Origin of the sequence: Aurantimonas sp. E1-2-R+4 (assembly GCF_036549515.1) — a bacterium.
In the GTDB taxonomy this organism is placed as follows: domain Bacteria; phylum Pseudomonadota; class Alphaproteobacteria; order Rhizobiales; family Rhizobiaceae; genus Aurantimonas; species Aurantimonas coralicida_A.
Genome location: NZ_JAZHLK010000039.1, coordinates 1 through 26,006 on the forward strand (window position 1 = coordinate 1; position 26,006 = coordinate 26,006).

At 64.7% G+C, this 26,006-nt stretch carries 29 protein-coding genes and 1 pseudogene; 9 read left to right on the top strand and 21 right to left on the bottom strand.

The window, feature by feature from the left end; genetic code table 11:
- Positions 1-109 precede the first annotated feature (109 nt).
- The 6 genes and pseudogenes from VQ045_RS16145 to VQ045_RS16170 all read right to left on the bottom strand — a co-directional run bounded on the left by VQ045_RS16145 (position 110) and on the right by VQ045_RS16170 (position 5,688).
- Positions 110-1,282, bottom strand: coding sequence for an App1 family protein (locus VQ045_RS16145; RefSeq protein ID WP_331830834.1), 1,173 nt, complete (start codon positions 1,280-1,282; stop codon positions 110-112).
- A gap of 100 nt (positions 1,283-1,382) precedes the next feature.
- The gene (locus VQ045_RS16150) at positions 1,383-2,000 is read right to left on the bottom strand and encodes a hypothetical protein (RefSeq protein ID WP_331830835.1); all 618 of its coding nucleotides are present in this window, start codon (positions 1,998-2,000) and stop codon (positions 1,383-1,385) included.
- 250 nt (positions 2,001-2,250) lie between these two features.
- Positions 2,251-4,196 (bottom strand): annotated as a pseudogene (sdhA, locus tag VQ045_RS16155) (succinate dehydrogenase flavoprotein subunit).
- Between the two features lie 2 nt (positions 4,197-4,198).
- Positions 4,199-4,579 carry a succinate dehydrogenase, hydrophobic membrane anchor protein gene (gene sdhD, locus VQ045_RS16160; protein WP_331830836.1) on the bottom strand — a complete coding sequence of 127 codons (381 nt, stop codon included), beginning with the start codon at positions 4,577-4,579 and terminating at the stop codon, positions 4,199-4,201.
- Between the two features lie 11 nt (positions 4,580-4,590).
- Positions 4,591-4,983 carry a succinate dehydrogenase, cytochrome b556 subunit gene (gene sdhC, locus VQ045_RS16165; RefSeq protein ID WP_331830837.1) on the bottom strand — a complete coding sequence of 131 codons (393 nt, stop codon included), beginning with the start codon at positions 4,981-4,983 and terminating at the stop codon, positions 4,591-4,593.
- Positions 4,984-5,208: 225 nt separating this feature from the next.
- A complete protein-coding gene (locus VQ045_RS16170) occupies positions 5,209-5,688 on the bottom strand; it encodes a GNAT family N-acetyltransferase (RefSeq protein WP_327622717.1) in 480 nt (159 codons plus the stop codon).
- A 331-nt stretch (positions 5,689-6,019) separates the two neighbouring features.
- Here VQ045_RS16170 and VQ045_RS16175 point away from each other — a divergent pair, with 331 nt between their 5' ends.
- A complete protein-coding gene (locus VQ045_RS16175) occupies positions 6,020-7,207 on the top strand; it encodes a GGDEF domain-containing protein (RefSeq protein ID WP_327622718.1) in 1,188 nt (395 codons plus the stop codon).
- A 27-nt stretch (positions 7,208-7,234) separates the two neighbouring features.
- On the opposite strand, the gene leuC is transcribed toward VQ045_RS16175, so the two are convergent.
- The 3 genes from leuC to VQ045_RS16190 all read right to left on the bottom strand — a co-directional run bounded on the left by leuC (position 7,235) and on the right by VQ045_RS16190 (position 9,745).
- On the bottom strand, positions 7,235-8,653 hold the full coding sequence (leuC, locus tag VQ045_RS16180; protein WP_331830838.1) for a 3-isopropylmalate dehydratase large subunit: 1,419 nt from the start codon (positions 8,651-8,653) through the stop codon (positions 7,235-7,237).
- 95 nt (positions 8,654-8,748) lie between these two features.
- The gene (locus tag VQ045_RS16185) at positions 8,749-8,877 is read right to left on the bottom strand and encodes a hypothetical protein (RefSeq protein ID WP_327622720.1); all 129 of its coding nucleotides are present in this window, start codon (positions 8,875-8,877) and stop codon (positions 8,749-8,751) included.
- A gap of 73 nt (positions 8,878-8,950) precedes the next feature.
- Positions 8,951-9,745 carry a transcriptional regulator gene (locus VQ045_RS16190; RefSeq protein ID WP_331830839.1) on the bottom strand — a complete coding sequence of 265 codons (795 nt, stop codon included), beginning with the start codon at positions 9,743-9,745 and terminating at the stop codon, positions 8,951-8,953.
- Positions 9,746-10,040: 295 nt separating this feature from the next.
- Between VQ045_RS16190 and VQ045_RS16195 the strand changes: the two genes are divergently transcribed.
- Entirely contained in the window at positions 10,041-10,283 is a 243-nt protein-coding gene (locus VQ045_RS16195; RefSeq protein ID WP_327622722.1) for a DUF2061 domain-containing protein, read from the top strand.
- 134 nt (positions 10,284-10,417) lie between these two features.
- On the opposite strand, the gene rplS is transcribed toward VQ045_RS16195, so the two are convergent.
- The 6 genes from rplS to ffh all read right to left on the bottom strand — a co-directional run bounded on the left by rplS (position 10,418) and on the right by ffh (position 15,141).
- Positions 10,418-10,876 carry a 50S ribosomal protein L19 gene (rplS, locus tag VQ045_RS16200; RefSeq protein ID WP_327622723.1) on the bottom strand — a complete coding sequence of 153 codons (459 nt, stop codon included), beginning with the start codon at positions 10,874-10,876 and terminating at the stop codon, positions 10,418-10,420.
- 229 nt (positions 10,877-11,105) lie between these two features.
- A complete protein-coding gene (gene trmD, locus VQ045_RS16205; protein ID WP_331830840.1) occupies positions 11,106-11,789 on the bottom strand; it encodes a tRNA (guanosine(37)-N1)-methyltransferase TrmD in 684 nt (227 codons plus the stop codon).
- A 7-nt stretch (positions 11,790-11,796) separates the two neighbouring features.
- Positions 11,797-12,099: a putative quinol monooxygenase gene (locus tag VQ045_RS16210; protein ID WP_327622725.1), complete on the bottom strand. Its 303-nt coding sequence runs from the start codon at positions 12,097-12,099 to the stop codon at positions 11,797-11,799.
- A gap of 117 nt (positions 12,100-12,216) precedes the next feature.
- Complete coding sequence (rimM, locus tag VQ045_RS16215; RefSeq protein ID WP_331830841.1) at positions 12,217-12,795, bottom strand: ribosome maturation factor RimM; 579 nt, start codon at positions 12,793-12,795, stop codon at positions 12,217-12,219.
- Between the two features lie 242 nt (positions 12,796-13,037).
- Complete coding sequence (rpsP, locus tag VQ045_RS16220) at positions 13,038-13,493, bottom strand: 30S ribosomal protein S16 (protein WP_331830842.1); 456 nt, start codon at positions 13,491-13,493, stop codon at positions 13,038-13,040.
- A gap of 97 nt (positions 13,494-13,590) precedes the next feature.
- Positions 13,591-15,141, bottom strand: a complete 1,551-nt coding sequence (gene ffh / locus VQ045_RS16225; protein ID WP_331830843.1) for a signal recognition particle protein — start codon at positions 15,139-15,141, stop codon at positions 13,591-13,593.
- A 418-nt stretch (positions 15,142-15,559) separates the two neighbouring features.
- Between ffh and VQ045_RS16230 the strand changes: the two genes are divergently transcribed.
- The 7 genes from VQ045_RS16230 (at position 15,560) to VQ045_RS16260 (ending at position 22,854) form a co-directional block, all read left to right on the top strand.
- A complete protein-coding gene (locus VQ045_RS16230) occupies positions 15,560-16,648 on the top strand; it encodes an endonuclease/exonuclease/phosphatase family protein (RefSeq protein ID WP_327645353.1) in 1,089 nt (362 codons plus the stop codon).
- A gap of 192 nt (positions 16,649-16,840) precedes the next feature.
- Complete coding sequence (locus tag VQ045_RS16235) at positions 16,841-17,440, top strand: DUF1236 domain-containing protein (protein ID WP_331830859.1); 600 nt, start codon at positions 16,841-16,843, stop codon at positions 17,438-17,440.
- A gap of 92 nt (positions 17,441-17,532) precedes the next feature.
- Positions 17,533-17,913 (top strand): hypothetical protein, encoded by a 381-nt coding sequence (locus tag VQ045_RS16240; protein WP_327622731.1) that lies wholly within the window; start codon positions 17,533-17,535, stop codon positions 17,911-17,913.
- A 186-nt stretch (positions 17,914-18,099) separates the two neighbouring features.
- Complete coding sequence (gene dapF, locus VQ045_RS16245) at positions 18,100-19,014, top strand: diaminopimelate epimerase (RefSeq protein WP_331830844.1); 915 nt, start codon at positions 18,100-18,102, stop codon at positions 19,012-19,014.
- Positions 19,014-20,315, top strand: coding sequence for a tRNA (N(6)-L-threonylcarbamoyladenosine(37)-C(2))-methylthiotransferase MtaB (mtaB, locus tag VQ045_RS16250; RefSeq protein ID WP_331830845.1), 1,302 nt, complete (start codon positions 19,014-19,016; stop codon positions 20,313-20,315). The genes dapF and mtaB overlap by 1 nt, the downstream gene beginning before the upstream one ends.
- A complete protein-coding gene (gene ftsY, locus VQ045_RS16255; RefSeq protein ID WP_331830846.1) occupies positions 20,308-22,086 on the top strand; it encodes a signal recognition particle-docking protein FtsY in 1,779 nt (592 codons plus the stop codon). The genes mtaB and ftsY overlap by 8 nt, the downstream gene beginning before the upstream one ends.
- A gap of 102 nt (positions 22,087-22,188) precedes the next feature.
- A complete protein-coding gene (locus VQ045_RS16260) occupies positions 22,189-22,854 on the top strand; it encodes a septation protein A (protein ID WP_327622735.1) in 666 nt (221 codons plus the stop codon).
- An 18-nt stretch (positions 22,855-22,872) separates the two neighbouring features.
- On the opposite strand, the gene VQ045_RS16265 is transcribed toward VQ045_RS16260, so the two are convergent.
- From VQ045_RS16265 to VQ045_RS16290, 6 genes are all read right to left on the bottom strand, one after another.
- Complete coding sequence (locus VQ045_RS16265; protein ID WP_331830847.1) at positions 22,873-23,433, bottom strand: NUDIX hydrolase; 561 nt, start codon at positions 23,431-23,433, stop codon at positions 22,873-22,875.
- Positions 23,430-23,741 carry a type II toxin-antitoxin system RelE/ParE family toxin gene (locus VQ045_RS16270; RefSeq protein WP_331830848.1) on the bottom strand — a complete coding sequence of 104 codons (312 nt, stop codon included), beginning with the start codon at positions 23,739-23,741 and terminating at the stop codon, positions 23,430-23,432. Before VQ045_RS16270 ends, VQ045_RS16265 begins: the two co-directional genes overlap by 4 nt.
- The gene (locus tag VQ045_RS16275; protein ID WP_331830849.1) at positions 23,731-24,021 is read right to left on the bottom strand and encodes a ribbon-helix-helix domain-containing protein; all 291 of its coding nucleotides are present in this window, start codon (positions 24,019-24,021) and stop codon (positions 23,731-23,733) included. Before VQ045_RS16275 ends, VQ045_RS16270 begins: the two co-directional genes overlap by 11 nt.
- A gap of 269 nt (positions 24,022-24,290) precedes the next feature.
- Complete coding sequence (locus VQ045_RS16280) at positions 24,291-24,968, bottom strand: DsbE family thiol:disulfide interchange protein (RefSeq protein WP_331830850.1); 678 nt, start codon at positions 24,966-24,968, stop codon at positions 24,291-24,293.
- The gene (gene ccmD, locus VQ045_RS16285) at positions 24,965-25,153 is read right to left on the bottom strand and encodes a heme exporter protein CcmD (RefSeq protein ID WP_331830851.1); all 189 of its coding nucleotides are present in this window, start codon (positions 25,151-25,153) and stop codon (positions 24,965-24,967) included. The genes VQ045_RS16280 and ccmD overlap by 4 nt, the downstream gene beginning before the upstream one ends.
- Before the next feature lie 9 nt (positions 25,154-25,162).
- Positions 25,163-25,921 carry a heme ABC transporter permease gene (locus VQ045_RS16290; RefSeq protein WP_331830852.1) on the bottom strand — a complete coding sequence of 253 codons (759 nt, stop codon included), beginning with the start codon at positions 25,919-25,921 and terminating at the stop codon, positions 25,163-25,165.
- Positions 25,922-26,006: the final 85 nt, after the last annotated feature.

Here is a 26,006-nt window from a genome sequence, read left to right on the forward strand (position 1 = left end):
TTCCCGCGGTTTGCTTTCGTCCACATCGCTTCCATGCCCTCGTCGAATCAAATCAACAGCATGGAATCACAAACGATTCATATCATTCAACTTCTTTGTGGACCGACACTTAGGCTTCCGAATTTGCCGGCTGATTGTCGTCGCTGACGTTTTCCTCGCCCTCTTCGCGTCGCCGCTGTTCAATGGCCTCGCGAACCTCGCCGACGACCGATGATCGCACCAAGCCGGCTTCCGCGGCGTGCGCCGCCGCGGTTTCCAGTGTCGGCGCGACCGTCACGGCGACACCGGCGCGCTTCAGAGCCGAAACGCCGTTGTCGGCCTCCTCCGCGAGATGGCCGCCCGTCACGTCACGAATATAGACGGCGAGGATGCGCCCCGGATAGCGGCGCGCCACTTCGGCGTAGATGACGGCATCGCGCTGGCCGGAATCGCCGACCAGCACGAACGGCAATTGCGGATGGGCCGCCATGACGCGCTCGATCATTTTCAGCTTGTGGTCGTCGTGGCCCCCCGTCAGCCATTTGGTGGCGTCGAGGCCGAAATCCTTCAGAAGCATCGGACCGAGCGGGATGTCGTGCAGCACCATGAAGCGCTCGAACAAATCGAACAGATTCCAAGGGCTGGACGAGACATAGAAGAACGGATTGGTTTCCGGCCCCGCCTCGCCCTCGGCGAGCCTGCGATAAAGGTGCGTGACGCCGGGAAAGGCGGTCCGGCTCTCGGCCGAGTTCGCCGCCACCGTCCGCCAGTGTTTCAGGAAATTCGTGGCACCGGTCTTCACGATAGTGTCGTCGATATCGGAAATGACGCCGAACCGGGCTTTTGGCGAAACGATTCGGATTTCCGCCTTCGCTCCCAGCGGCCGTACGGTGTAATGCGGCGCCTCGGTGAGGATCAGCTCGACGGGAAGCCATGGGGACGCCTCGCTGAGGGCGGGAGGTTCGATGGTGAGATCGAAATATCCCTCTTCGTCGGTCAGCACCTCGCCACTGATACCGCCCGCCGAATAAACGATCCGCGCGCTCCGGATCTCGTCGGTCTCGTAGCGCTTGAGACTGAGCCACACATTGCCGAGGATCGACTCGGTGTGTTCGGCCGAGATCACGCCTTGATCCTCGATCACCCGGCCGCGCAGCCACAGCCCCTCCGGGGTCTGAAACCCGCGATAGGCGAGCAGAATGGGGGTTCCGAGAAGCCCGGCGGCGCGTTTCGCGCGGAAACGGACCCTGTCCCAGAGATTTTCGACGCGGTGCGCGAGCGCGTGAATTTTGTTGGTAGCCATCGTGCAAACGATAGGGCTGCCCGACGGCGCGGCGAGGAAAAATTTGGCTGGTAGACGAAGGGCCGATCGCTCGGCAACCGGCCCTTTTCGCAGCGGACGATTATTTGGCGGGCAAGGCTGCCGGCGCCTCGGACTTGACCTCGGGCGTCCGGACGAACGTTCCGGTCGCGCAGGCGTCCGACGTCTCGTTGAGGAAGGCGAAGATCGTCGTCTGATCGGCGTCGCCGACGCGGCGGTCCTTGAGCATGCGGTCGGCGACCGGCGGCGCCACCACGCTGGCGATGAGATAATCGCGCTGCGGGTCCGACAATTCGCTCATCGCTTCGGTCGCAAGACAGGTGCAGGCGGCCGGCGTCATCGCTTTCATCTGCACGCCGCAAAGACCCGCGATCATCTCGATCTGGTTGTCGCCGTTGACGCGTGGCAGCTCGAATTTCTCGCCGACCTCGTTCGACGGCGGGGCGCTGCTCTTGCTCTCCGCCGTGCCTGACCCGGTCGCTGACGTCGCCGAGCCCGCCGGCGAACCGGAGGCCGTCGCATCGCTCGCCTCGCCGCCCGAAGCGGCTGGTTTCTCAGGGGTTTCCGTCGCGGCTGGGTCGGTCGGCGTAGGCACGCCCTGTGTCGTCGGCATCTCGGTCGTCGATTGCGCAAGAGCTGGCGCATTCATCAGAGCGAGCGCGGCAATTACCGCGAGCCCGGCGCCTGTGGATCGAATCATGCAGTTCCTCCGAAATGACTGAATGTCGGCCGCTCAAGCGGACCGGTCACCGGTGCCCGACGACACACTTAGCACGCGGATCGGAATGCGGCAGTCCGGATAGGGCAGGGACAGACATTTCGACTCGATCCGACAAATTCGAGGACGCGCAGCGAAACCGCCCGTCCTTCGCCGCGCAAGCCTTCGCGAACGCAAACGGCCGGCCCGAGGGCCGGCCGACTGAAAAGGCCTGAAGCGGGAGCGACGCTATTCAATACACCCGCGTTTTCGGCTCGATGTATTCGATCTCGTTGGACAGCGTGTAGGCATGGACCGGTCGATCCTCGAGCGTCACGGTCTTGGTGCCGGTGTCGCAGAAGCTCAGGGTATGCTTCATCCAGTTGGTGTCGTCGCGGTNGGTCGATCCTCGAGCGTCACGGTCTTGGTGCCGGTGTCGCAGAAGCTCAGGGTATGCTTCATCCAGTTGGTGTCGTCGCGGTCGGGGAAATCCTCGCGGGCATGGGCGCCGCGCGACTCCGTCCGGTTGCGCGCCGAATCCATCGTCACCACGGCCTGGGCGATCAAATTGTCGTATTCGAGCGTCTCGATCAGATCGGTGTTCCAGATCAGCGATCGGTCGGTGACCCGCACGTCCTCCGACGCCGACCAGACATCGTGGATCTTCTGATGACCTTCCTCCAGAACCTCGCCGGTGCGGAAGACCGCGCAGTTCGACTGCATGGTCTGCTGCATCCGGTCGCGGAGCTCGGCCGTCGGCGTCGAGCCGGCGGCGTTGCGGAACCGATCGAGGCGAGCGATCGCCTTGTCGCCGGCAGCGGCTGGCAGCGGCGCATGCCCCTCGCCCGGCGTCAGAGTTTCGGCGCAGCGCAGCGCAGCGGCGCGGCCGAAGACGACGAGATCGATCAGCGAGTTCGAGCCGAGCCGATTGGCGCCGTGGACGGAGACGCAGGCCGCCTCGCCCACTGCCATCAATCCCGGCACCACGGTATCTGGATCGCCGTCCTTCTTGGTCAAAACCTCGCCGTGATAGTTCGTCGGAATGCCGCCCATATTGTAGTGGACCGTCGGCAGCACCGGGATCGGCTCGCGGGTGACATCGACCCCGGCGAAGATCTTTGCCGATTCCGAAATGCCGGGAAGCCGCTCGTGCAGCACGGCGGGATCGAGGTGGTCGAGATGCAGGAAGATGTGGTCCTTCTGCTTGCCGACGCCACGACCCTCGCGGATTTCTAGCGTCATTGCGCGGCTGACCACGTCGCGCGACGCCAGATCCTTGGCCGACGGCGCATAGCGCTCCATGAAGCGCTCACCCTCGGAATTGGTGAGATAACCGCCTTCGCCGCGCGAGCCCTCAGTGATCAGGCAGCCGGCGCCGTAGATGCCGGTCGGGTGGAACTGCACGAACTCCATGTCCTGCAGCGGCAGGCCCGCCCTGAGCGCCATGGCGTTGCCGTCGCCGGTGCAGGTGTGGGCGGAGGTCGCGGAGAAATAGGCGCGGCCGTAGCCGCCGGTGGCCAGGATCGTCTTCTTGGCGCGGAAGCGATGCAGCGTGCCGTCGTCGAGGCAGAGCGCGATCACGCCACGACAGGCGCCCTCCTCGTCCATGATCAGGTCGATGGCGAAATATTCGATGAAGAACTCGGTGGAGTGGCGCAGCGACTGGCCATAGAGCGTGTGCAGCATCGCGTGGCCGGTCCGGTCGGCAGCGGCGCAGGTGCGCTGCGCCGGGGGACCCTGGCCGAAATCGGTGGTCATGCCGCCGAAGGGTCGCTGGTAGATCTTGCCGTCCTCGGTGCGCGAAAACGGCACCCCGAAATGCTCCAGTTCGTAAACCGCGGCCGGCGCCTCGCGCACCAGATATTCAATCGCGTCCTGGTCGCCCAGCCAGTCCGACCCCTTGACGGTGTCGTACATGTGCCAGCGCCAGTCGTCCTTGCCCATGTTGCCCAGCGAGGCGGCGACGCCGCCCTGCGCGGCGACGGTGTGCGAGCGCGTCGGGAACACCTTGGTGATGCAGGCGGTCTTGAGGCCGGCCTGCGCGGCACCAAGCGTCGCGCGAAGACCCGCGCCGCCGGCACCGACGACGACGACGTCGAAGGTGTGGTCGGTGATCGGATAGGCCTTGCCGTTCTGGGCCGGCGCGGTGCGATGCGGCTGCCCGGTTCTATTGCCGTCGGCGGTTCCATTCGTTGCCATGGTCAGACTCCGAAGCTCATCTTGACGATCGCGAACAGGCTCGCGCCAGCGATGGCGGCCGCGAAAAACGTATTGAGAATAACGAGGAGCACCTTCATCCCGCCGTGAACGTAGTCCTCGATGATGACCTGCATGCCGATCTTCATGTGGATCGCCGCCGACACGGTGACCAGCGCCATGGCGATTCCGACCAGCGGATTGGCGAAGGCGGCGCGCACATCCGCGTAGCTCTCGTTGTGGAGGGCGATGACGAGGATCACGAAGAAGCTGATCAGAAACAGGTTGGCGACGGCGGTCAAGCGCTGCTGCCAGAAGTGCTCGGTGCCACTGGCAGCCGAACCAAGGCCGCGCACGCGGCGCAACGGTGTTCTCATGTCGGTCATGGCGCGCTCCCTCAACCGAAGATCAAAATGCCGACCCAAAGGATCAGCATGACGGCGAGCGAGGCAACCAGCGTCGCCTGGGCCAAAAGGGTGGAGGTTTCCTTGCCCAGACCGTGCCCGGTATCCCAGATCAAGTGCCGAATGCCGCCGAACATGTGGTGGAGCAGCGCCCAAGTGTAGCCGAACAAGATCATCTGGCCGATGATCGAGCCGAAAAACGCCGAGGCATAGGAGAAGGCCTCCGGACCACTGGCTGCTGCGACCAGCCACCAGACGAAGAACAGCGTCCCGACGTAGAGCGCGCCGCCGGTGATTCGATGCAGGATCGACATCACCATGGTGGGACGGAATTTGTAGATGCTGAGATGCGGCGATAGGGGCCGCGTGGATGGGGCGTCGGACATCGGTGCTCTCTCGTCCTCGAATTTCCCTTGCACCATGCAGCATATAGGCACAGGCCCCACGCCGCACAGCGCGATCGGATGCGTCCTTAAGAGGCTTATCGCAACTGCGAAAGCAAGTCTTTCGCGTTGCGGTAGGGACGGCGAGGCCGGCTTAATCGATTAGGCGCGGCAAGCGGGCGCGGCAAAACCATCTGGCTGGCGTCCCGCACTCTTACAAGTTTCGAATCACTTCGGCGAGGGTTCGCGGTCGATAAAGCGGATGACATAGCTCGACCAATCGGCCGGATCAGCGATCTTTTCGTAGAGCCGCCGCCCGTTGCCGGGGTTTCGCGGCGAATGCAGCACGAGCTTCGACCAGCCGCGACCGTCAGCTTCGTCGGCGAGAAGATCGATCATCGCCTTGGCGATGCCTTTGCGGCGGTGGCGGTGATCCACATAGATGTGGTCGGCAAGACCCGAGCGCATGCCGGTCCACACATCCGGTATGTCGTAGAAAAGAACGAAGCCGACCAACTCGCCATCAAGCCGCGCCCCCAGGACCTCCGCCGTGCGGTCCTGCAGCAATTGCTCCGCGTAATAAGGGTCCGGGGACCCTGGCGCGCCGCGAAACAGCGATTGGTTGTAGGCCGAGATCAACGGCGCCAGATCGCGCGCGTCGCTGAGGCGCAGTCGCCTGATGTCGATGTCGGGGGCCGGCGTCTCCATGGGCGGAAGCCTTTCACGCCTGGAGAGGCCGGCGTCAAGACCCCTTTCCGGCATCTCGTCACCTGCGATCGTCCGGCGGCATCGGATAGCCGTCCTCCCCGAAATTTCCGCTAGGTCGCCGCCCGCCAAACCGGTCGGAGCACCCCTATCCGATTGTTTTCATACATAAATCTCTAGTTGCAATCCCAAATCAATACTACACGCAACTTAAGAGCTCCGTTAACTTAAGCCAGCTACAGTTACTCCTGCAACGGCTCTGGCCGCTTTTTGCGCTTTACCACCCTTCTCATCGGTTGCTCCCGAAGAGACCGCCTTTCAAATACGAGTCGACATGAGCGAAGCAGACATTCTGGCCTGGTGCGTGCCTCTCGCTCTCGCTGCGGTCTCGGGGGTCTTTCTCGTCCTCGGCGTCACGGTTCCCGGCGGCGTCTCATGGGGCATCGCCTACGCGCTGGTGGCTATCGGCTATGCGACGGCGATCTTTCCGGGCGGGGACTACGGCGTCGCAAAAGCGATCCTCGAAGATTCGCTATTCCTGTTCGCCATGGCGGCGATGGCGCGAGGCCTATCCCAGCGGTTCCACCGCCCTCCGCACGACTTCGCCGCCTTGGCCATGATCGCGCTGACGCTTCTCATCGCCGGACTCGCTCTCGTCCTCCACGATAGCGTTCCGGCCGAGGTCGCAGCCGTGCAGACCGGATGTGCCGCCTTTGCCCTCTTCGCCGCCGCCCAAATGAGGGGAGCGCTGCAAAAGCCGATCAACCGAGCGTTGTTCGCACTCGCCCTGCTGCTGGCGGCAAACCTGATGGCGCAGAATTTTATCTTCCTCGTCGATCCGTCCCCACACCTCACAACCGCCGATTGGCGCCAGTCGAGCTGGGCGTTTTTCTTCCAGCTCGGCGGTATCGCGTTCGGCCTTCTGTTTGCCTTCACCGCCCTCATCGCCATCGGTCTCGATGCCGTCGAGCGCTACCGTGTCTCATCGGAGACGGATCTTCTGTCAGGCCTGCTCAATCGCCGCGGCTTCGAGCTGCAACTGCGCGCCGCCACCGAGCGGCGGGGAGCCGAGGGTGCGCTCGTCTTGATCGATGTCGACCACTTCAAGGCGGTCAACGACCGCAACGGTCATGCCGCCGGCGACATGGTGATCGCGGGATTAGGGGCGCTTCTCGGCCTGTTTGCGGACCGCCTCGGTTTTGCCGGACGAATGGGCGGCGAGGAGTTCGCGATCTTCGTCGAAGGAGCCGATACGTCGGCTGGCGCGGCGAGGGCTCTCGAAATCCGTGAGGCGCTGAAGGGCGTGGCCTGGCCGCTGCCGCTGGTGGGCATTCAGATTACGGCCAGCTTCGGCGTCGCCGCCGCTCGGCCGGGCGAGAGCTTCGAGGCCGCCTACCGTCGGGCGGACGACAGGCTCTACCAGGCAAAGCAAGCCGGCCGCGACTGCGTCATCGCGGCCGAGACGGCGATTGTTGTCACCAGACCACCGGACCAAGCGGCAACAATCTCGCGGGTCGCCTGACCCCATTCGCCCAGCGCCGGCCGATATCTATTTCCAGGTTCGGATGTCGACGAAACGACCGGCGATCGCCGCCGCCGCCGCCATCGCCGGCGACACCAGATGGGTGCGCCCCTTGGAGCCCTGACGGCCCTCGAAATTGCGGTTCGAGGTCGAGGCGCAACGCTCGTGCGGCTTCAGCCGGTCCTCGTTCATGCCGAGGCACATCGAGCAGCCGGGCTCGCGCCATTCGAAGCCGGCCGCCGTGAAGATCCGGTCGAGCCCTTCTTCCTCCGCCTGCGCCTTCACCAACCCCGAGCCGGGCACGATCATGCCAGAGACGCCCGTCGCCATACGGCGCCCTTCGACCACCTTGGCGACGGCCCGCAGATCCTCGATCCGGCCATTGGTGCAGGAGCCGATGAAGATCATGTCCACCGCGATATCGGTGATCTTCGTGCCGGGGGTCAGTCCCATATAGTCGAGAGCGCGCTGCTTCGACTTGCGCTTGTTTTCGTCCGGGATCGCCGCCGGGTCGGGCACGACGCCGTCGATGGAGACGACGTCCTCGGGCGACGAGCCCCAGGAGACGATCGGCGGCAAATTGGCCGCGTCGAGCCGCACCACCTTGTCGTAATGGGCGCCTTGGTCCGATGTCAGCGTCCGCCAATAGTCGACGGCCATCTTGAACGCCTCGCCCTTGGGCGCGCGCGGCTTGTCCTCGATATAGGCGAAGGTGGTCTCGTCCGGAGCGATGAGCCCGGCCCGCGCGCCGGCCTCGATCGACATGTTGCAGATCGTCATCCGCCCTTCCATCGACAGGGCGCGGATCGCCTCGCCGGCATATTCGATGACGTAGCCGGTGCCGCCCGCCGTGCCGATTTCGCCGATGATCGCCAGGATGATGTCCTTGGCGGTGACGCCGGCGGGAAGCTGGCCGTTCACCTCCACCAGCATGTTCTTGGCCTTGGACTGGATCAGCGTCTGGGTGGCCAGCACATGCTCGACTTCGGAGGTGCCGATGCCGTGCGCCAATGCACCGAAGGCGCCGTGGGTCGAGGTGTGGCTGTCACCGCAGACGATGGTCATGCCCGGCAGGGTGAAGCCCTGTTCGGGACCGATGATGTGGACGATGCCCTGCCGCCGGTCGACCTCGTTGAAATACTCAATGCCGAAATCGGCGGCGTTCTTCGCCAGCGCCTCGACCTGGATGCGGCTTTCCGGATTGGCAATGCCGTGCGAGCGATCGGTCGTCGGCACGTTGTGGTCGACGACGGCGAGCGTCTTCTCCGGCTGACGCACCTTGCGGCCGGCGAGCCGCAGGCCCTCGAACGCCTGCGGGCTGGTGACCTCATGGACGAGATGGCGATCGATATAGATCAGGCAGGTGCCACCCTCCTGTTCCTCGACGAGATGTTCGTCCCAGATTTTGTCGTAGACGGTGCGGGGCTTGGCTTCGGCGTTGCTCATGGGTCGGTCCTTGTCCGGCAGCCTCTCGGGCCACGGTCGGTCGAATGGGCGAAAGGATGGATCGGTTCGCGCCATCGCGGCGCTCGTCGGTCGCTTTACCGGCCGTCGGCGGCGATCAGCCGGTAGAAGAAACGGCCGGGCAGGCGCGCATGATCGGAGAGCTTGGCGAAGCCCTCGCTGGTCGGCAGGTGCGCCCGCGCTTTCCGGTTCCGGACTCTTGTCATGGCCACAAAGTAGCAATTGGATGCGGCCGGAACAATCGGGACGTTCGTCCGCGACGCTCCAGCAACGGCTCGGCTATTCCGGTACCACCAGATCCTCGATGAAGCGCGGCGTGTGCCGCGCCTCGAAATCGGCCTCGCGCACCAGCCCGTCGAAATGCCGGGTCAGCTCCATGACCTGCCGGCGCTCGCGAAAGGCGAGATAGAAGCGGCCGACATAAACCGCCGCCTGCAGCGGGCCGAAGATCGTCACCGGCGCGGAGAAGACCTTCTTGCGGTCGAAGAGATACAGCCGGAGCGAGGGATACAGTTCTTCGGTCAGCCGGGCCAGCCGCTCGAGCTGCGCCCGTCGCTCGGCTGACGGCAGGCCGCGCCAATAGCCCTCGCCGGCCGCGAAACTCTCCAGCGCATCGATCGGCATGGCGATCTCGTAATCGGTATCCGGCGCTCGGAGATAGGCAAGCCGGTCGCGCATGTCGGCGATCGCCTGGTCGGACGTGCGGCCGAGGAAATCGCCATATTCGAAGCGCAGCACCGATTCCGATTTCAGCATGTCGGGCAGGGTCGCCGGAACGTGCCGGATTTTGTAGCCGCGCGCCTCCTCGTGCCAGCGATAGATCGACTTGTCGGAGGGCGCCCGCGCCGCTTCCTCGATACGCATCGCAACCTGGAGGACGTCGGCGCTGCGCTCTCGCCGGTCGGTCAGCCCCAGCAGCCAGTCGCAGGACACCCCGAGCGCAGTCGCGCATTCCGCCGCGAATTGGGCGTTAGGCAACCGGCCCTCGTCGGACGACAGAATCAGCGAGACGGTCGAGCGATCGGCGCCGGTGGCGCGCGCCAACGCACTCTTCGACATCGCCGCCGAGGTCATGGCGGAGGCCAGGCGCTCGCGGAAAAGGCGGGATCTTTGTCGTTTATCCATGATTGTTGATAATTGTCATAGTTCACGAAGAAAATCTACATTTGTGAATCAAACCATGAGAATTCACAGAATTCCCGTGAGTAGATGAAAAGCCTATGGTCGTCACGTTCCCTCCCAGGGCGCCGACTTCCCCCCGCCTCCCAAGCTGGCGTCGGCGCCCCTGGACTTCGACAAACAATCGAATCTGCCCATCGCTGCGACGCAGCGCGGCGGACGGATTCGCCTCGGTAAATTGGAGATTTTTATGGAAACCCGCGTACGGAGCCTGGTGAAAGCCGCGTCCTGGCAGCTTCTCGGCCTCGTGACCATGTCGATTCTGGGGTTTCTGTTTACCGGCTCGCTCACTTCGGGCAGCGCTCTGGCCGCCGCATCGGGCCTGCTCGGCTTCTTCACCTATCTGGCGCACGAGCGGGTGTGGGCCGGTGTTCGATGGGGTTGGGTCTCGGCGACCGGCACGATCCGCGAGGCGGCGACCCTCGATCGTTAAATGCGCGGCGAGGGCGCTCCGGGTCGATGCTGGAAACGCCGTCCGCCGGGGCTCCGAGGAAATTTCATCCCCCCAATGCAAGAAAGCGGCCCCAGGGGACCGCTTTCCAAATTCTGTCTGACCGAGAGGTCGGCTTATTCGGCGGCGTCCTTGGCCGCCTGCTTCTCGGCCTTCGCCTTGTCGCGCTCGGCGACGGCGATCTGACGGGCGTCGTCGTTCAGCTTGCGGGCACGCACATTGGTCGCCTCGACGATACGAGCCGACTTGCCGCGGCGATCGCGCAGATAATAGAGCTTGGCCCGCCGTACCTTACCGCGCCGCACGATCTCGACCGAATCGAGCTGCGGCGAATAGAGCGGGAAGACGCGCTCGACGCCTTCGCCATAGGAAATCTTGCGGACCGTGAAGTTTTCCTGGATGCCCGCGCCCGACCGCGCGATGCAGACGCCTTCATAGGCCTGGACACGCGTGCGCGTGCCCTCGGTGACCTTGACGTTGACGCGCAGCGTGTCGCCGGCGGAAAATTCCGGAAGGGTACGGATCGCGTTGATACGCTCGGCCTCGGCGGCATCGAGTTCGGAGATAATGTTCATGGCATAGCCTCAATTCGTTTCATGCCGGAAAAGTTAGTCTCAGCCGACATGGCCGCGGGTACGGTCAAGTTATTCTGAGGAAATCGGTGTCGCCCATACACCGCTTTGCCGCCTTTGTCACTATCCCGCGTCGACATCCGACACGTCTTTTGCAAGGACCAAGGCGCCAGCGGCAGTCGCGGCAGTTCAGGTTATGCCCGAACGGTGCCGCGGAGTCGATCAAACAACATCAGTCGTCGAGCAAATCCGGTCGTCGTGTGCGGGTAATCCGTTCCGCTTCGGCCTCCCGCCAGCGTTCGACCGCCCCGTGGTCGCCCGACGTCAGGACATCGGGGATCGTGCGCCCCTCCCATTCCGCCGGCCGGGTATAATGGGGATGTTCGAGGAGACCCGTTTCGAAGCTTTCCGTCTCGCCCGATTGGGCGTTGCCCATGACGCCCGGCAACAGCCGAACCACGGCGTCGAGCAGCACCATCGCCGCCACCTCGCCGCCCGACAGGACATAATCGCCGATCGAGACCTCCTCGAGGTCGCGCGCCGCGATCACCCGTTCGTCGACCCCCTCGAAACGTCCACAGACGATCACGGCGCCTTCGCCGGCGGCGAGCTCGCGCACACGCGCCTGGGTCAGCGGCTTGCCACGCGGGCTCATCAAGAGCCGCGGGCGTGTGTCGCCCGCAGGCGAGGCCGAATCGATCGCGTTGGCCAGCACATCGGCGCGCATCACCATGCCGGCGCCGCCACCGGACGGCGTGTCGTCGACCATGCGATGTCGACCGACGCCGAAGTCGCGAATCTGCACCGTCTCCAGCGAGAAATCGCCGCGTGCGAGCGCCCTGCCGGCCAGCGAGACGCCGAGCGGTCCGGGAAACATCTCCGGATAGAGCGTGAGGACGGAGGCGCGGAAGCTCATGATCGGATCAGGCGAGCGGCTCGCTCTTGGCGACCTCGATGATCTTCAGATCGCGCCCGAGCACCTCGACCTCGCTCAGCGCCGCCCGCCAGGCCGCGATGTGGTCGGACTGGGCGTGGCGCGTCAGATCGGCCCGGCTTTCCCACTCCTCGTAAATCCGCACCAGACCCGGCTCGGTCAGATCCTCCGCGAAGGAATAGACGAGACAGCCGGGCTCGGCGCGGGTCGCGGCGATGGTGGCGTTCGCCTTGCCACGCAAGCGCTCCAGATCGGCGGCATGAAGACGCTGGGTTCCGGCGACGATAATCATGAGGCGCTCCTTTCGGTGGCAGCGGGATCAGAGATCCGCGCCGCGGGCAAGACAAGGGATCGGTTACGCGCCACAAGGCGCGGAGTAAACCGACGGGGACGACGCCGGAGCCGGACGTCAGTCGTCGTCCGCCGGTAGCTCTGGCGCACCGTCTGGCTCATCTGTCTCGGCCTCGGCAAGCCCGGCGGCGAAGGGTTCGACGATCATCACGCCGCGATCCGCGTCGATCTGCGGAACCGCCGCCTCTGAAAACGGGATCATCACGGTCTGGCCTTCCGGCGGCTTGATCTCGACGATGTCGCCAGCGCCGAAATCGTGGAACGCCACGACCGTGCCGACGACCGCGCCCGACACCGTCTCCACGGCGAGGCCGACGAGGTCGCCCAGATAGAACTCGTCCGACTCGTCCGGCTCCGGCAAGGCGGATCGATCGATGAAGAGTTCACGGCCGTTCAGCCGCTCGGCGTGGTTGCGATCCTCCACCTCGGCGAACCGGACGACGACGACGTTCTTCTGAAGGCGGGCGCTCTTCACAGTGTAGCGGTTGCCCGCCGCGTCGAAGAGCGGCCCATAGGCGCCGAGATCGACGGGGCTATCGGTAAACGAACGGACGCGGCATTCGCCCTTCAGTCCGTGCGCGCCGCCGACGACGCCGAGCAGGACGGGATTTTCCGGTTTGGTTTGGTTTTGCGGCACGACGTTGCAATCCAGCGAGCGGAGAAAAGCGGCTTGTTGGCGCCTCACAGGGAGGGTCTTACGCCAACGGATACGGCGATGACACCCTTGCGCCCCCAGCAACGACCTCTTGAGGCCATAGGACAGGGCGGAGGCGCCTCGACAAGGTCCAATAGCTCGGAGAGGGCCGCGCCTGATCACACGAACGGCGCCAAATGGCGCCGTTCGTCACACTCAATAATCCGGGATACGGACTGAGCGCCTTATTCGGCCGATGCAGTCTCGGTGTCTTCAGCCGGAGCGTCCTCAGCGGGAGCCTCTTCGGCCGGCGCGTTCTTGGCAGCTTCGGCGTCGGCGGCGGCCTGTTCGGCCGCTGCCTTGGCGTCCTCCTCGCGCTGCGCGCGCTCGGCTACGCGCTCCTGCGCCTTCTTGCCCGGCTTGCCCTTCACCGGATTGGCGCGGGCGGGACGGCTGAGAATGCCGGCCTTGTCGAGGAAGCGCATCACGCGGTCGGTCGGCTGGGCACCCTCGCTCAGCCAGTGCTTGATGCGCTCTTCGTTCAGGGTGACACGCTCGACGTCCTTCGGCAGCATCGGGTTCCAAGAGCCAATCTGCTCGACGAAACGGCCGTCACGCGGGCTTCGGGCGTCGGCGACGACGACATGGTAATAAGGCCGCTTCTTCGAACCGGCACGGGCAAGACGCATTTTCAGAGGCATCGGGGATCTTCCTTCTGTTGGTATCGGCCCGCTATCGGGTGCCGGATTTTTCGTGTTGGTCAGGGTTCATATCGCCGTGGCCAGGCCACGGCCGCTGCTACTTCTTCTTGCCCGTCAGGCCGGGAAGCCCCGGCAGTCCGCCAGGCCCCCCGAGACCGGGCGGAAGTCCTTGGGAAAGCCCCGGCATGCCGCCGCCTTGCGCGGCCTTCGCCATCGCTTCGAGCTGCTTGGGATCCATCTTCGACAGATCCGGCATGCCGCCGGGCATACCGCCCATGCCACCCCCTGGGCCACCAAGGCCCATCTTGCCGGCAAGGCCGCCCATCATCTTTCCCATCATGCCGCCCTTGCCCTTGCCCATCGACTTCATGACGTCGGCCATCTGGCGGTGCATCTTCAAGAGCTTGTTGATCTCGGCGGACGAGGTGCCGGAGCCGGCTGCGATGCGCTTCTTGCGGCTGTGCTTGAGGATGTCGGGGCGGGCGCGCTCGGCCGGGGTCATCGACGAAATCACGGCGAGCTGACGCTTCAACATCTTATCGTCGAGACCGGCGGACGCCATCTGGTCCTTCATCTTCCCCATGCCGGGCATCAGACCCATCATGCCGCCCATGCCGCCCATCTTCTGCATCTGACCGATCTGCTCGGCGAGGTCGTTCAGGTCGAACTTGCCCGACTGCATCTTCTTGGCCATCGCTGCGGCTTTTTCCGCGTCGATGTTCTCGGCCGCCTTTTCGACGAGGCTGACGATGTCGCCCATGCCGAGGATGCGATCGGCGATGCGCGAGGGATGGAAATCCTCCAGCGCATCCATCTTCTCACCGGTGCCGATCAGCTTGATCGGCTTGCCCGTAACCGCGCGCATGGACAGCGCCGCGCCGCCGCGCCCGTCACCATCGACGCGCGTGAGAACGATGCCGGTGATGCCGACGCGCTCGTCGAAAGAACGGGCGAGATTGACCGCGTCCTGGCCGGTCAGGGAGTCGGCGACGAGCAGGATCTCGTGCGGCGTCGCCCGCGCCTTGATCTCCGCCATCTCGACCATCAGCGGCTCGTCGATATGGGTGCGGCCGGCGGTGTCGAGAATGACGACGTCGTAACCGCCGAGCTTGCCGGCCTGATGGGCTCTGGCAGCGATTTCCACCGGTCCCTGCCCGGCAATGATCGGCAGCGTGGCGACGCCGGTCTGCTCGCCGAGAATCTTCAATTGCTCCTGCGCGGCCGGACGACGCGTGTCGAGCGAGGCCATCAGCACCTTCTTGCGCTGGCGCTCGGTCATGCGCTTGGCGATCTTGCCGGTGGTCGTGGTCTTGCCCGAGCCCTGCAGGCCGACCATCATCACGACGACCGGTGCCGGCGCGTTGAGATCGATCGGAACCTGGTCCCGGCCGAGCATCTCGATCAGCTCGTCATGGACGATCTTGACGACCATCTGGCCGGGCTTGATCGATTTCAGGATCTCGGCGCCGACAGCCTTTTCACGCACCCGGTCGGTAAAGCCGCGCACCACTTCCAGCGCGACGTCGGCTTCGAGCAGCGCCCGACGGACCTCGCGCAGCGCCGCACCCACATCCTTGTCGGAGAGCGCGCCGCGGCCGGTGAGACCGTTCAGGATGGACCCGAGGCGGTCCTGGAGCGAGTCGAACATCAAGCTTCCTTCCGTCCTTCCGAATTGCCCCGGAAGGTGGTGCGCATCCCCAAGGACCGCAAACCCCTCATGCCCGGAGCAAACGATGCTCAAAGCATGATCGCATCCGCGGGCGAAACTCGCTGGCGGATGGGGACCTCCATGCGGCTCCAAGAGGAGGGGCATGGTCGGCGGGTCGCGGACGGAATGTCGCGGATTTGGCCGGCAACAACACCAATGCGCTCGAATTGTCAAATCCGATGGCTGGGAAAGCGGCCAGAGTCGCCGCGTGCGCGCGGTTTGGAAGGCGATCCCGCGGAACCCGCTGTCAGCAGGCAGAACGCCTGTGGCCTTGTTCTGCGCCGCTTGCGATACAATTGCTCGACCAAGGTCGACCTGTCCCGGCTCTCGAACTGATCACTCCAACGGCGTTGAACTCATGACCGCTGCCATAATCCTGACCGCAGTCACGGTGTTTCTGCTCTTCGCGACCGGCATCTCCTTCGCCCGTATCGCGCACGGTTTCGTCCGGGTTTTCGCCTTTCCCCGGCTGCAATTTCTCGCCCTGACGCTGGTCCTCGTGCCGCTGACCGTCTGGCTTGTTGCGCCCGCCATGTGGATGTGGAGCCTGCTTGCCGGACAAGCCATCGTTCTCGTCGTGCAGGCGGTTTCGATCGCGCAGTTCACGCCGCTGCGCAAGCGCCAGTCCCAACGCTACGAGGGGGACCCGAACGGCAAGAACACCGTGTCGGTCCTTTCCTACAACGTCAAGATGTCCAACCGCGACTATGACAGGGCAATCGAGCTGGTTCGCGATGCCGATCCGGATATCGCGATCTTCATGGAGACCGACGGAAATTGGGCGGAGGCTCTCAAGCCTCTCTCGGAAGGCAGGCCGCATGGTGTCTCGCATCCGCTGGAGAACTCCTACGGCATGGTTCTCATGTCCCGCCACGATTTGCGGGATACCAAAGTGCAATATCTCGTCATGGAGGGTGTGCCCTCGATCATCACGACCGTCGTCCTGCCGGACGATCAATCCCTTCGTCTTTTCTGCGTCCATCCTGAGCCGCCAGTCCCCCATGTGGATTCAGCCGGCCGCGACGCGGAGCTGGTCACGGTTGCCAAGCTTGCCCTCGAAGATCCGATGCCGGCCATCGTCTGTGGCGATCTCAACGACGTCGCATGGTCCCACACGACACGCCTGTTCCAACGCATATCGCGGCTGCTTGATCCGCGTGTCGGCCGGGGATTTTACAACACCTTCGACACGCGCTTCTGGTTTATGCGATGGCCGCTCGATCACCTTTTTCACGATGCCCGCCTCCATCTGATCGCGATGAAGCGCCTGCCGGACATCGGCTCCGACCACTACCCGATGTATTTCAAGTTGGCCCTGACGGCATCCGCCGACGAAGCCGAGCTGCCTGAAGCCGCCGATGCCACGGATCGCGAGGAATGCGCCGAGATCGAGCGGGATGCGCGCGAGGTCGACCGGGACGCCATTGGGACTGACTGGGAAAAGTAGGAGGATCCAGGCTGAATCCTCGCCTCTCTCGCTGAGCAACGAAAAATAGTTGCGCAACGCAGCTGTTAGTCAGGAACAATTATCAACCTGTGACATTTTGAGGAGCGAAGGGCTTTTCTCGTTGGGATTAACTTTATGAAACTTCGGAACATTCTCGCAGCTGGTGCCGCTACAGCTATCGCCGCAACGGCTATGCCAGCGTTTGCTCAGACGGTTGTCAAAGCGACGACCGACCTGAACGTCCGCGCTGGCCCAGGACCGAACTACGAGATCGTTGGCGTGATTGCGAATGAGGGCAATGCCACGGTCGAGGGCTGCATCGAAGGCGGTTCCTGGTGCAAGGTGACCGTTGACGGCCAGGAGGGCTGGGCTTATTCCGACTATCTGACCGCCGACATGTCGGGTGAGCAGGTCGTCGTTACGACCCGCCGGCAGGAACTGGCAGTTCCGGTGGCAACCTACGAAAACGATGCGGGTGGCGGGCTCGCCGGCGCAACGACGGGCGCCGTCGCGGGAGCCATCGTAGGCGGCCCGATCGGCGCGGCGATCGGCGGAGCGGCGGGTCTTGCCGCGGGCGCTGTCATCGACCCACCAGAAACCGCCGTATCCTATGTCCGCTCGAACCAGGTCGATCCTGTCTATCTCGAGGGCGAAGCCGTCGTCGGCGCCAGCCTTCCCGAGACGGTCGAACTTCGGGAGATTCCGGATTACGAGTACCGCTACGTCTATGTGAACGGACAGCCGGTGCTCGTCGAAGCCAGTACGCGTAAGGTCGTCTACGTCGTCCGCTGACGGCCGTCGCGCATCACGGGAGCGCCGGAAAAACCGGCGCTCCTCCCTCGCCCGGCACGCAGAAGCGCCGGCGCCTCGAAAGGAGCACATCCATGTCCGACCCGCGCGACGTCCCACCTCCGGTGGGCACCCCCCCTTCCCGGGAGGACCGCACCGTCATCGTCAACAACGATCGCGTCGACGGTCCTAGGGGCGGCGGCAGCGGCGGCATGATCGCCGCCGCGGTTCTCATTCTCGTTCTTCTCATCGGTGCCTTCTTCCTGTTTGGCGACGGCCTGTCTGGCGGCGGAGACGCGGGCGACAGCAGCACCAGCGTCACCGTCGACACGCCGGACGTGAACGTCGAGGCACCCGCCGCTGAGAGCAACGCGGCCCCGGCCGCATCCGAGGCTCCGGCCGCCGCTCCTGAAGCTCCGGCCGAGACGACGGCGCCGGAAGCCCCCGCGGCCACCGAGCCCGCACCGGCCAACTAAGAGCGAAACGGGCGGCTTCTCGGCGCGCAACTCGCGAGACCGAACTGGGCGTGATGGCGGACAGTCGTTCTACCGTCACGTCCCACCGCCCGTATTCGGCACGAGGAGGCCTCCAACGCCTCTGGCCGCGTGGCCTACCCACGCGGCCTCCTTTCATTTGCCACCATGATCGGCCATATAGCCGCCATGACCGAGAGCGCCGGCACCGCCGCTGAGACCGCCATCGCCTTCGCGCGCATGAACGGGCTTGGCAACGAGATCATCGTCGCCGATCTGCGCGGCACGAATGCCCGCATTTCGGCAGATGGCGCGCGTGCGCTGGCCACGGACCCTGCGACCCGCTTCGACCAGATCATGGCGATCCATGATCCCAAGACCCACGGCACCGATGCCTATATCCGGATCATCAATCGCGATGGCTCCGAGGCGGAAGCCTGCGGCAACGGCACCCGCTGCGTCGTCCAGGCGCTCGGCGTCGAGACCGGCCGCACCGATTTCACCTTCGAGACCCGCGCCGGCATCCTGACCGCGAACGAACGGGCCGACGGCCTGATTTCCGTCGACATGGGCAAGCCACGCTTTGGCTGGCAGGAGATTCCGCTGGCCGAGGAGTTCCACGATACCCGCGCCATCGAATTGCAGATCGGACCGATCGACGCGCCGGTGCTGCATTCGCCGTCCGTTGCCTCGATGGGCAATCCGCATGCGATCTTCTGGGTCGATCGCGACGTGTGGAGCTACGACCTCGACCGCTTCGGCCCGATCCTCGAAAACCATCCGATCTTTCCTGAACGGGCCAATATCTCGATCGCCCAGGTGTTGAGCCCGGAGGCGTTGACACTGCGGACCTGGGAGCGCGGCGTCGGCCTGACGCAGGCCTGCGGCTCGGCCGCCTGCGCCGCCGCCGTCTCGGCCGCGCGGACACAGCGGACCGGCCGGACGGTGACCGTCACCGTGCCGGGCGGCGACCTCCTGCTCGAATGGCGCGACGACGACCATGTCGTCATGACCGGCCCCGCGACATGGGAATGGTCGGGCCACCTCGACCCGGCGACGGGCGCGTATGTCCGCGACGACCAGACCGCTGCGGAACCCGCCTGATGGGCGTCGACGTCGTTTCCTTCGGCTGCCGGCTGAACACTTACGAGGCCGAAGTGATGAAGCGCGAGGCGCTAGCCGCCGGTCTCGGCGAGGACGGCGCGGGGGCGATCGTCTTCAACACTTGCGCCGTCACCGCCGAGGCGGTGCGCCAGGCGCGCCAGCAAATCCGTCGGGCCCGGCGCGACAACCCCCAGGCCCGCATCGTCGTCACCGGCTGCGCGGCACAGACCGAACCCGGCCGTTTCGCCGAGATGAGCGAAGTCGACGCGGTGATCGGCAATGACGACAAGCTTGCTGCCGCATCCTATCGCGCCCTTCCGGATTTCGGCGTGGCGAAGGACGAGAAAATCCGCGTCAATGACATCATGAGCGTCACCGAGACCGCCGGCCACATGGTCGACGCGATCGAGGGCCGTGCGCGCGCCATCGTCCAGGTCCAGAATGGCTGCGACCATCGCTGCACCTTCTGCATCATCCCCTTCGGACGCGGCAATTCGCGCTCGGTGCCGATGGGCGCGGCCGTCGATCAGGTCAAGCGCCTCGTCGCCGGCGGCTATAACGAGATCGTCCTGTCGGGCGTCGACATGACCAGCTGGGGCGCCGACCTGCCCGGCCAGCCAAGGCTCGGCGACCTCGTCCAGGCGATCCTGCGCCATGCGCCGGATCTGATGCGCCTGCGGCTCTCCTCGATCGATTCCATCGAAGCGGACCCGGCGCTGATCGAGGCGATCGGCTCGGAAAAGCGACTGATGCCGCATCTGCATCTCTCGCTACAGGCCGGCGACGACATGATCCTGAAACGGATGAAGCGCCGCCACAACCGCGACGACGCGATCCGGTTCTGCGAAGACATGCGGGCGGCGCGGCCGGACATCGTCTATGGCGCCGACATCATCGCGGGTTTTCCGACCGAGACCGACGCCATGTTCGAGAACTCGCTGAAACTGGTCGAGGAATGCGGGCTGACCCACCTCCACGTCTTCCCGTTCTCGCCGCGCGAGGGCACGCCGGCAGCGCGCATGCCGCAATTGCCCCGTCCGATCGTCAAGGAACGCGCGGCGCGGCTGCGCGAGGCTGGCGAAGCAGCCCATACCGCGCACCTGACCCGCCTGGTCGGCACGGTGCAAAGCGTGCTCGTCGAACGCGACCGCATCGGCCGCTGCGAGGATTTTACCGTCTGTCACGTCGACGCTGGGCTCCCCGGCGAGATCGTCGACACTATCATTGTCGAGGAACGTGGCGGCCAGATTTTCGCCCGTGCCCTCCCGATTATCGAAGAGAACCGACGTAACCATGGTTGAGCAAAAAGGCTTCTTCCGGCGCATCTTTTCCTTCGGCTCCGACCGAGAGGAAGATCGCGTGCCGGAGAATGGTGAGCTACCGCGCCCCTCCGACACCGAAGTCGGTCGTGCTGGATCGCCGGACCCGGACATGCATCCGGAGGCAGCAGCCAGCTCGGTCGCCGACAGCGAGGCCGGCGCCTCGGTGGAGGATGGCGGCGGCATCACGCCGCTGGCCGAAGTCGCGGGAACGCGTGCGTCGGGCGAGTCTGGCGAGTCTGGCGACGATACAGTCACCCGCCAGACGGATACGGCTCAAAAAAAAAGCGCTGAAATCCTCCTAGACCGACAGGAACCGCAGCAAGCGGAATTCGATAGCCCGGACGAGACGGTGGATTTTTCATGGCTCGAGGCGCCGGAGCCGGAAGAAACGACATCGGAAAGCCCCGACTTTTCGTTTCTGGAAGAGCCGATTCTTCCCGAGGACGAGACGCCGCCGCCCGTCGCGGGCGAACGGCGGGAATCCTCCGAGGCCGCCGACGCGGCGGCCCCCGTCGTCGGGCCGGCCTCCGAAGACGATCATCTCGATGGGCATCTCGACGGGCAGGGCGACGATCTGCCCGACGAGGAGGCGGACTTTTCCTGGCTCGACCAGGACCTGTCGGCGGACGACGAAGACGACGCGCTTGATACGGCGGAACGGATCGATCCCGCTTTCGACGAGGTCCCCGACGGCGCCGCCGATCACCCGCTTCCCGCCCCGGCATCGCAGCCTGCGATCGCGCGGCCGCCGGTGGATCCCAATGCCGGCTTCCGGCTTCGCGAGCAGGCGGCGCCAGCCGCGCCCACCCCCGAGGTACCGGCACCCTGGCTGCAACGCTTGCGCCAGGGACTGTCGCGCTCGTCCAACCAACTCTCCGGCTCGATCGGCTCGATCTTCACCAAGCGGCGCCTCGACGAGGAGACGCTACAGGATTTCGAGGACGTGCTGATCCAGGCCGATCTCGGCGTCGAGACGGCGCTGCGCATCACCGACCGCCTGTCGGAAGGCCGCTTCGGCCGCGAGATCGGCGGTGAGGAAGTTCGCTCGATCCTCGCCGACGAAATCGAGAAGACGCTGGCCCCGGTGGCGATACCGCTGGAACTCGATCTGGAAAAGAAGCCGCACGTCATTCTCGTGGTCGGCGTCAACGGCACCGGCAAGACCACGACGATCGGCAAGCTCACGGCGAAACTTTCCCGCGCCGGGCTCAAGGTGACGCTGTGCGCCGGCGACACCTTTCGCGCCGCCGCCGTCGAGCAATTGAAGATCTGGGGCGAACGGACCGGCTCCGAGGTCGTCGCCAAGCAGATCGGCGCCGACGCGGCGGGGCTGGCATTTGAGGCCTATGACCGGGCGGTCGAGAACGATTCCGACGTGTTGATCATCGACACGGCGGGGCGGCTGCAGAACAAGACCGAACTGATGGCAGAGCTGGAAAAGATCATCCGTGTCCTCGGCAAGCGCGAGCCCGACGCGCCGCACACCGTGCTGTTGACCCTCGACGCGACCACCGGCCAGAACGCCCTCAACCAGGTCGAGATCTTCCGCAATGTCGCCGGCGTCAACGGGCTGGTAATGACCAAGCTCGACGGCACGGCACGCGGCGGTATCCTCGTCGCCATCGCCGCCAAGCACAAGCTGCCGGTCTATTTCGTCGGCGTCGGCGAGGGCATCGATGATCTCGAACCGTTCAAGGCCAAGGACTTTGCCAGCGCCATCGCGGGGACCGCGCCGGCGGCGCCGTTATAGCGCCAGCCCACATTAAAGATCGACAAGATTTCGGCGATCGCCGCCCGGTGGCCTATCATTTGCCGCGATCCCGAACGATATGAGGGCGAACACGGAGTGCCCATGACCGACCACATCATCGAAGAAGAACCGAACTCTCCCACCCGCAAGGAGATGAATCCGCTCCTGAAATTCGCGCTGGAGCTCGGGCCGCTGCTGGTCTTCTTCTTCGCCAATGCGCGCGGCGAGCAGATCGCCGACGCCTTTCCGGTGCTGCAGGAACTGGGTGGCCCGCTGTTCGTCGCCACCGCGCTGTTCATGGCGGCGATGGCCATCTCGCTGAGCGTGTCCTGGGCGATCACCCGGACATTGCCGATCATGCCGCTGGTCTCCGGCGCGGTCGTGCTGGTGTTCGGCACGCTGACCCTGTGGCTGCAGGATGAGACCTTCATCAAGATGAAGCCGACCATCGTCAACGGCCTCTTCGCCGCCGTTCTCCTCGGGGGGCTCGTCTTCGGCAAGTCGCTGCTCGGCTACGTCTTCGATCAGGCCTTCAAGCTCGATGCCGAGGGCTGGCGCAAGCTGACCCTGCGCTGGGGCCTGTTCTTCATCTTCCTCGCCATCCTCAACGAGGTCATTTGGCGCAGCTTCTCGACGGATTTCTGGGTCGCGTTCAAGGTCTGGGGCACGATGCCGATTACCATCCTCTTCATGATGGCGCAGTTTCCGCTGATCAAGCGCCACGCCACCGAGCCACTGGTCAAGGAGCACCTAACCGCGAAGAAGTGACGCCGGCCGGGGGCGCCGTCAGAACTCGCCGGTCTTCAAGACGCGCCCATCAGGCATGACGTTGCCGGTGGCGCCGTCGGGATTGCCGAACGGCACCGGCGGCGCGCCGGCTTCCGCCTCGCGATCGTGGTTCAACGCCCAGTGGACCGAGGGAAAGGCCAGTTCGTCCCACGGAATGGCATCGAAGGCGAACATATCCACGGCCTGGCTTTCCGGTCCCGCCGCGATGGTCGCCTCGGCGAGCCGCGCCCGGTAGATGAGCTGCACCTGGCTGATCCGCGGAACGGCGTAGACCGCGAGCAGCCGCTCGATCGTGAGCGACGCCTCGGCTTCCTCCCGCGCCTCGCGGCGGGCGCCGTCCTCGGGCGTCTCGTTCAGTTCCAGATAGCCGGCCGGGATCGTCCAAAAACCCTTGCGCGGCTCGATCGCCCGTTTGCAAAGCAAGATCTTGCGATCGTGGCGGACCACCGAGCCGACCACGATCTTGGGGTTTTCGTAGGCGACGAAACCGCATGTGTCGCAGATCTTGCGCGGCAGGGCGTCGTCTTCGGGCGTGCGGAGGGAGAAGGAGGGGGTCATCGCGGCCCGTCGTCTATGAGAGCCGCCAGATCGCGGCCGCCGTAAAAAATCCTGTCAAAAACCACCTTCTCACTATCGACATGAAACGCGAGAGAAACCCGGCGTTCAAACCCAACCACTCGCAGGCCAGACAAGAGATCGTCCCGCCGCGTACCCCGTTCCGGAAAATCCGCGAAGCCAAGGCAAAATGCCTCGATCCGCTGCGCATAAGCCAACGCACGTGCATCACTCGAACGTTCGGCAATGAACAGATAAAGTCGTAACAGATCGTCCCGTGCCTCCGGCGCGAAGACGACCCTATGCGGCACGGTCTGGGTCTTTCAGGCGCCGAGCATGAAATGCCCGAATTTCGTCGAACACCTGCTCGGCGGGGATGGCACGCCCGGGATCCGCCCGCGTGGCGGACGCGACCGGCACGACCTCTTCCCGCAGCCACCGTTCTACCGCCGCGTCGCGCTCCTGCAAGGCCCGCAATCCCGCGCGGATCACTTCGCTGGAGGTCGCGTAGGTTCCGGTCGCGACGAGGTTGTCGATATAGTCCGCCTGTTCGATGGGCAGGCTGAAAGTGCGCTTTTCCACAGGAGGCATGCGATGATCCTTACCCGATTTCTCACCTTGGTATGATTTCTTCATACCACATCGCGCGTGCGAAATCCGGGTCGCTATCCGTCACACCTTGCGCGGCAGGGCGCCGTCTTCGGGCGTGCGGAGGGAGAAAGAGGGCTCAGACATAGGATCACAGATGGTCTTCGATATTCATCTGGCCATGCAGGATGCGGACGACGGTGAGGCCCCCCGCGATCGGATCCGACGCCATGGTCAAAGGAACATAGACAAAATCCGCCGATCGCCACAACTCAACTCGTCGGCGCCTTGGGCTTAGACCCCCGCGCCAACACCGCTTCGATCGCCGGCATCAGCCCGGTCTCGATGAGCTCGGGCGAGAACGGCCCCGTCTGCTTATAGACGATCTCGCCGTCCGGGGTGACGAGGAAGGTTTCCGGGATGCCATAGACGCCCCAGTCGATCGTCGCCGTGCCCTTGGGATCGACTCCGACCGCGTCATAGGGATTGCCAAGCGATTCCAGGAATTCGAGCGCGTTTTCGGGCTTGTCCTTGTAGTTGATCCCGACCAGCCGGAACCGGTCATCCTTCCCAAGGTCCATCAACAGGGGATGCTCAACGCGGCAGGGCACGCACCAGGAGGCGAAGACGTTGACCACCACCGGCCGACCGTCGCCGAACCCCGCAAGGTCGAGACCCGGAATCGGTTGGCCGTCCGGTCCCTTGAGCCCTTCCAAAGGCGGCAACGTAGTCTCCGGCGCGGTCTTGCCAATCAGCACCGATGGGATGATCTGGGCGTTCTTTCCTGAAAGCAGCTGATAGAGGAAGACCGAGGCAAGCCCGCCGAACAGCAGCAGCGGCAAAAGAACCAGCCAGTTGCGCCGCGGCCTGGCGGGACGGGAGGGCGGCGTCTCGCCGTCAACTGGCGCAGGTACGGTCGGGATCGTCGTCTCTGTCGGCTCCTTGGTCATTGTGCCGTCCCTGTCGTCTCCGGAGCCGCGCCGCGACCGGCGGACCGCCGGCGAACGCCCCTCGCCTCGAGCGCCTTCAGAGCGCGCCGCTGCGCCTTAGCCTCAAGGAAAACCCACAATGCCAGCCCGACCAAAGCCAGCGCCGAGACCCCGTAGGCCGATGCGATAAAGCCGAAATAATTCATGACGTGTCCTCAGGCCTCGGCGTTGCGGGCTGCAAGCCGCGACAGCGCCGCGACGCGGCGGCGTAGCACCTCGGTGCGCATCGCCGTCAGATGCAGGGCGAAGAACAGCAGCGTAAAGCCGACGGCCGAAATCAGCAGCGGCGTCAAAAACACCGCCGGCATCGCCGGGCCGTCGGGGCGCAGCACGCTCGCCGGCTGGTGCAGCGTGTTCCACCAATCGACCGAAAACTTGATGATCGGAATGTTGACGAAGCCGACCAGAACGAGGATCGCCGCCGCCTTGGCGCTCCTGCCCGGATCGTCCAGCGCCCGGGTCAGCGCGATCAACCCCAGATACATCAGGAACAGGATGAACACCGAGGTCAGCCGGGCGTCCCAGACCCACCAGGTGCCCCACATCGGCCGGCCCCAGATCGAGCCGGTGATCAGCGACAGCGCCGTGAACACGGCGCCGATCGGCGCGGCGGCCTTCACCGCCACGTCGGCCAGCGGATGGCGCCAGACCAGGGTCCCGAGCGCCGACACGCTCATCACCGTCCAGGCCATCATCGCGATCCAGGCGAAGGGCACATGAATGAACATGATCTGCACGGTCGCGCCTTGCTGGTAATCCGGCGGCGCGGTGAAGCCGAGAAACAATCCCACGGCCAGCGCGAGCAAAGCCAGCGCGTAAAGCCAGGGCTGGATCTTGCCCGACAACGCCAGGAAGCGGGTCGGGTTGGCGAGAATCGTGAAGCGCGACGGCTTGGCGGCGGAAAGGTCGGTCATAAGCCTACTCTAGAAGCTCACAGGGCGAGCGGCAAATAGACAATCGCATGATTTGGCGCCCCGCCATGGCTTGGCCGGCCCGCTG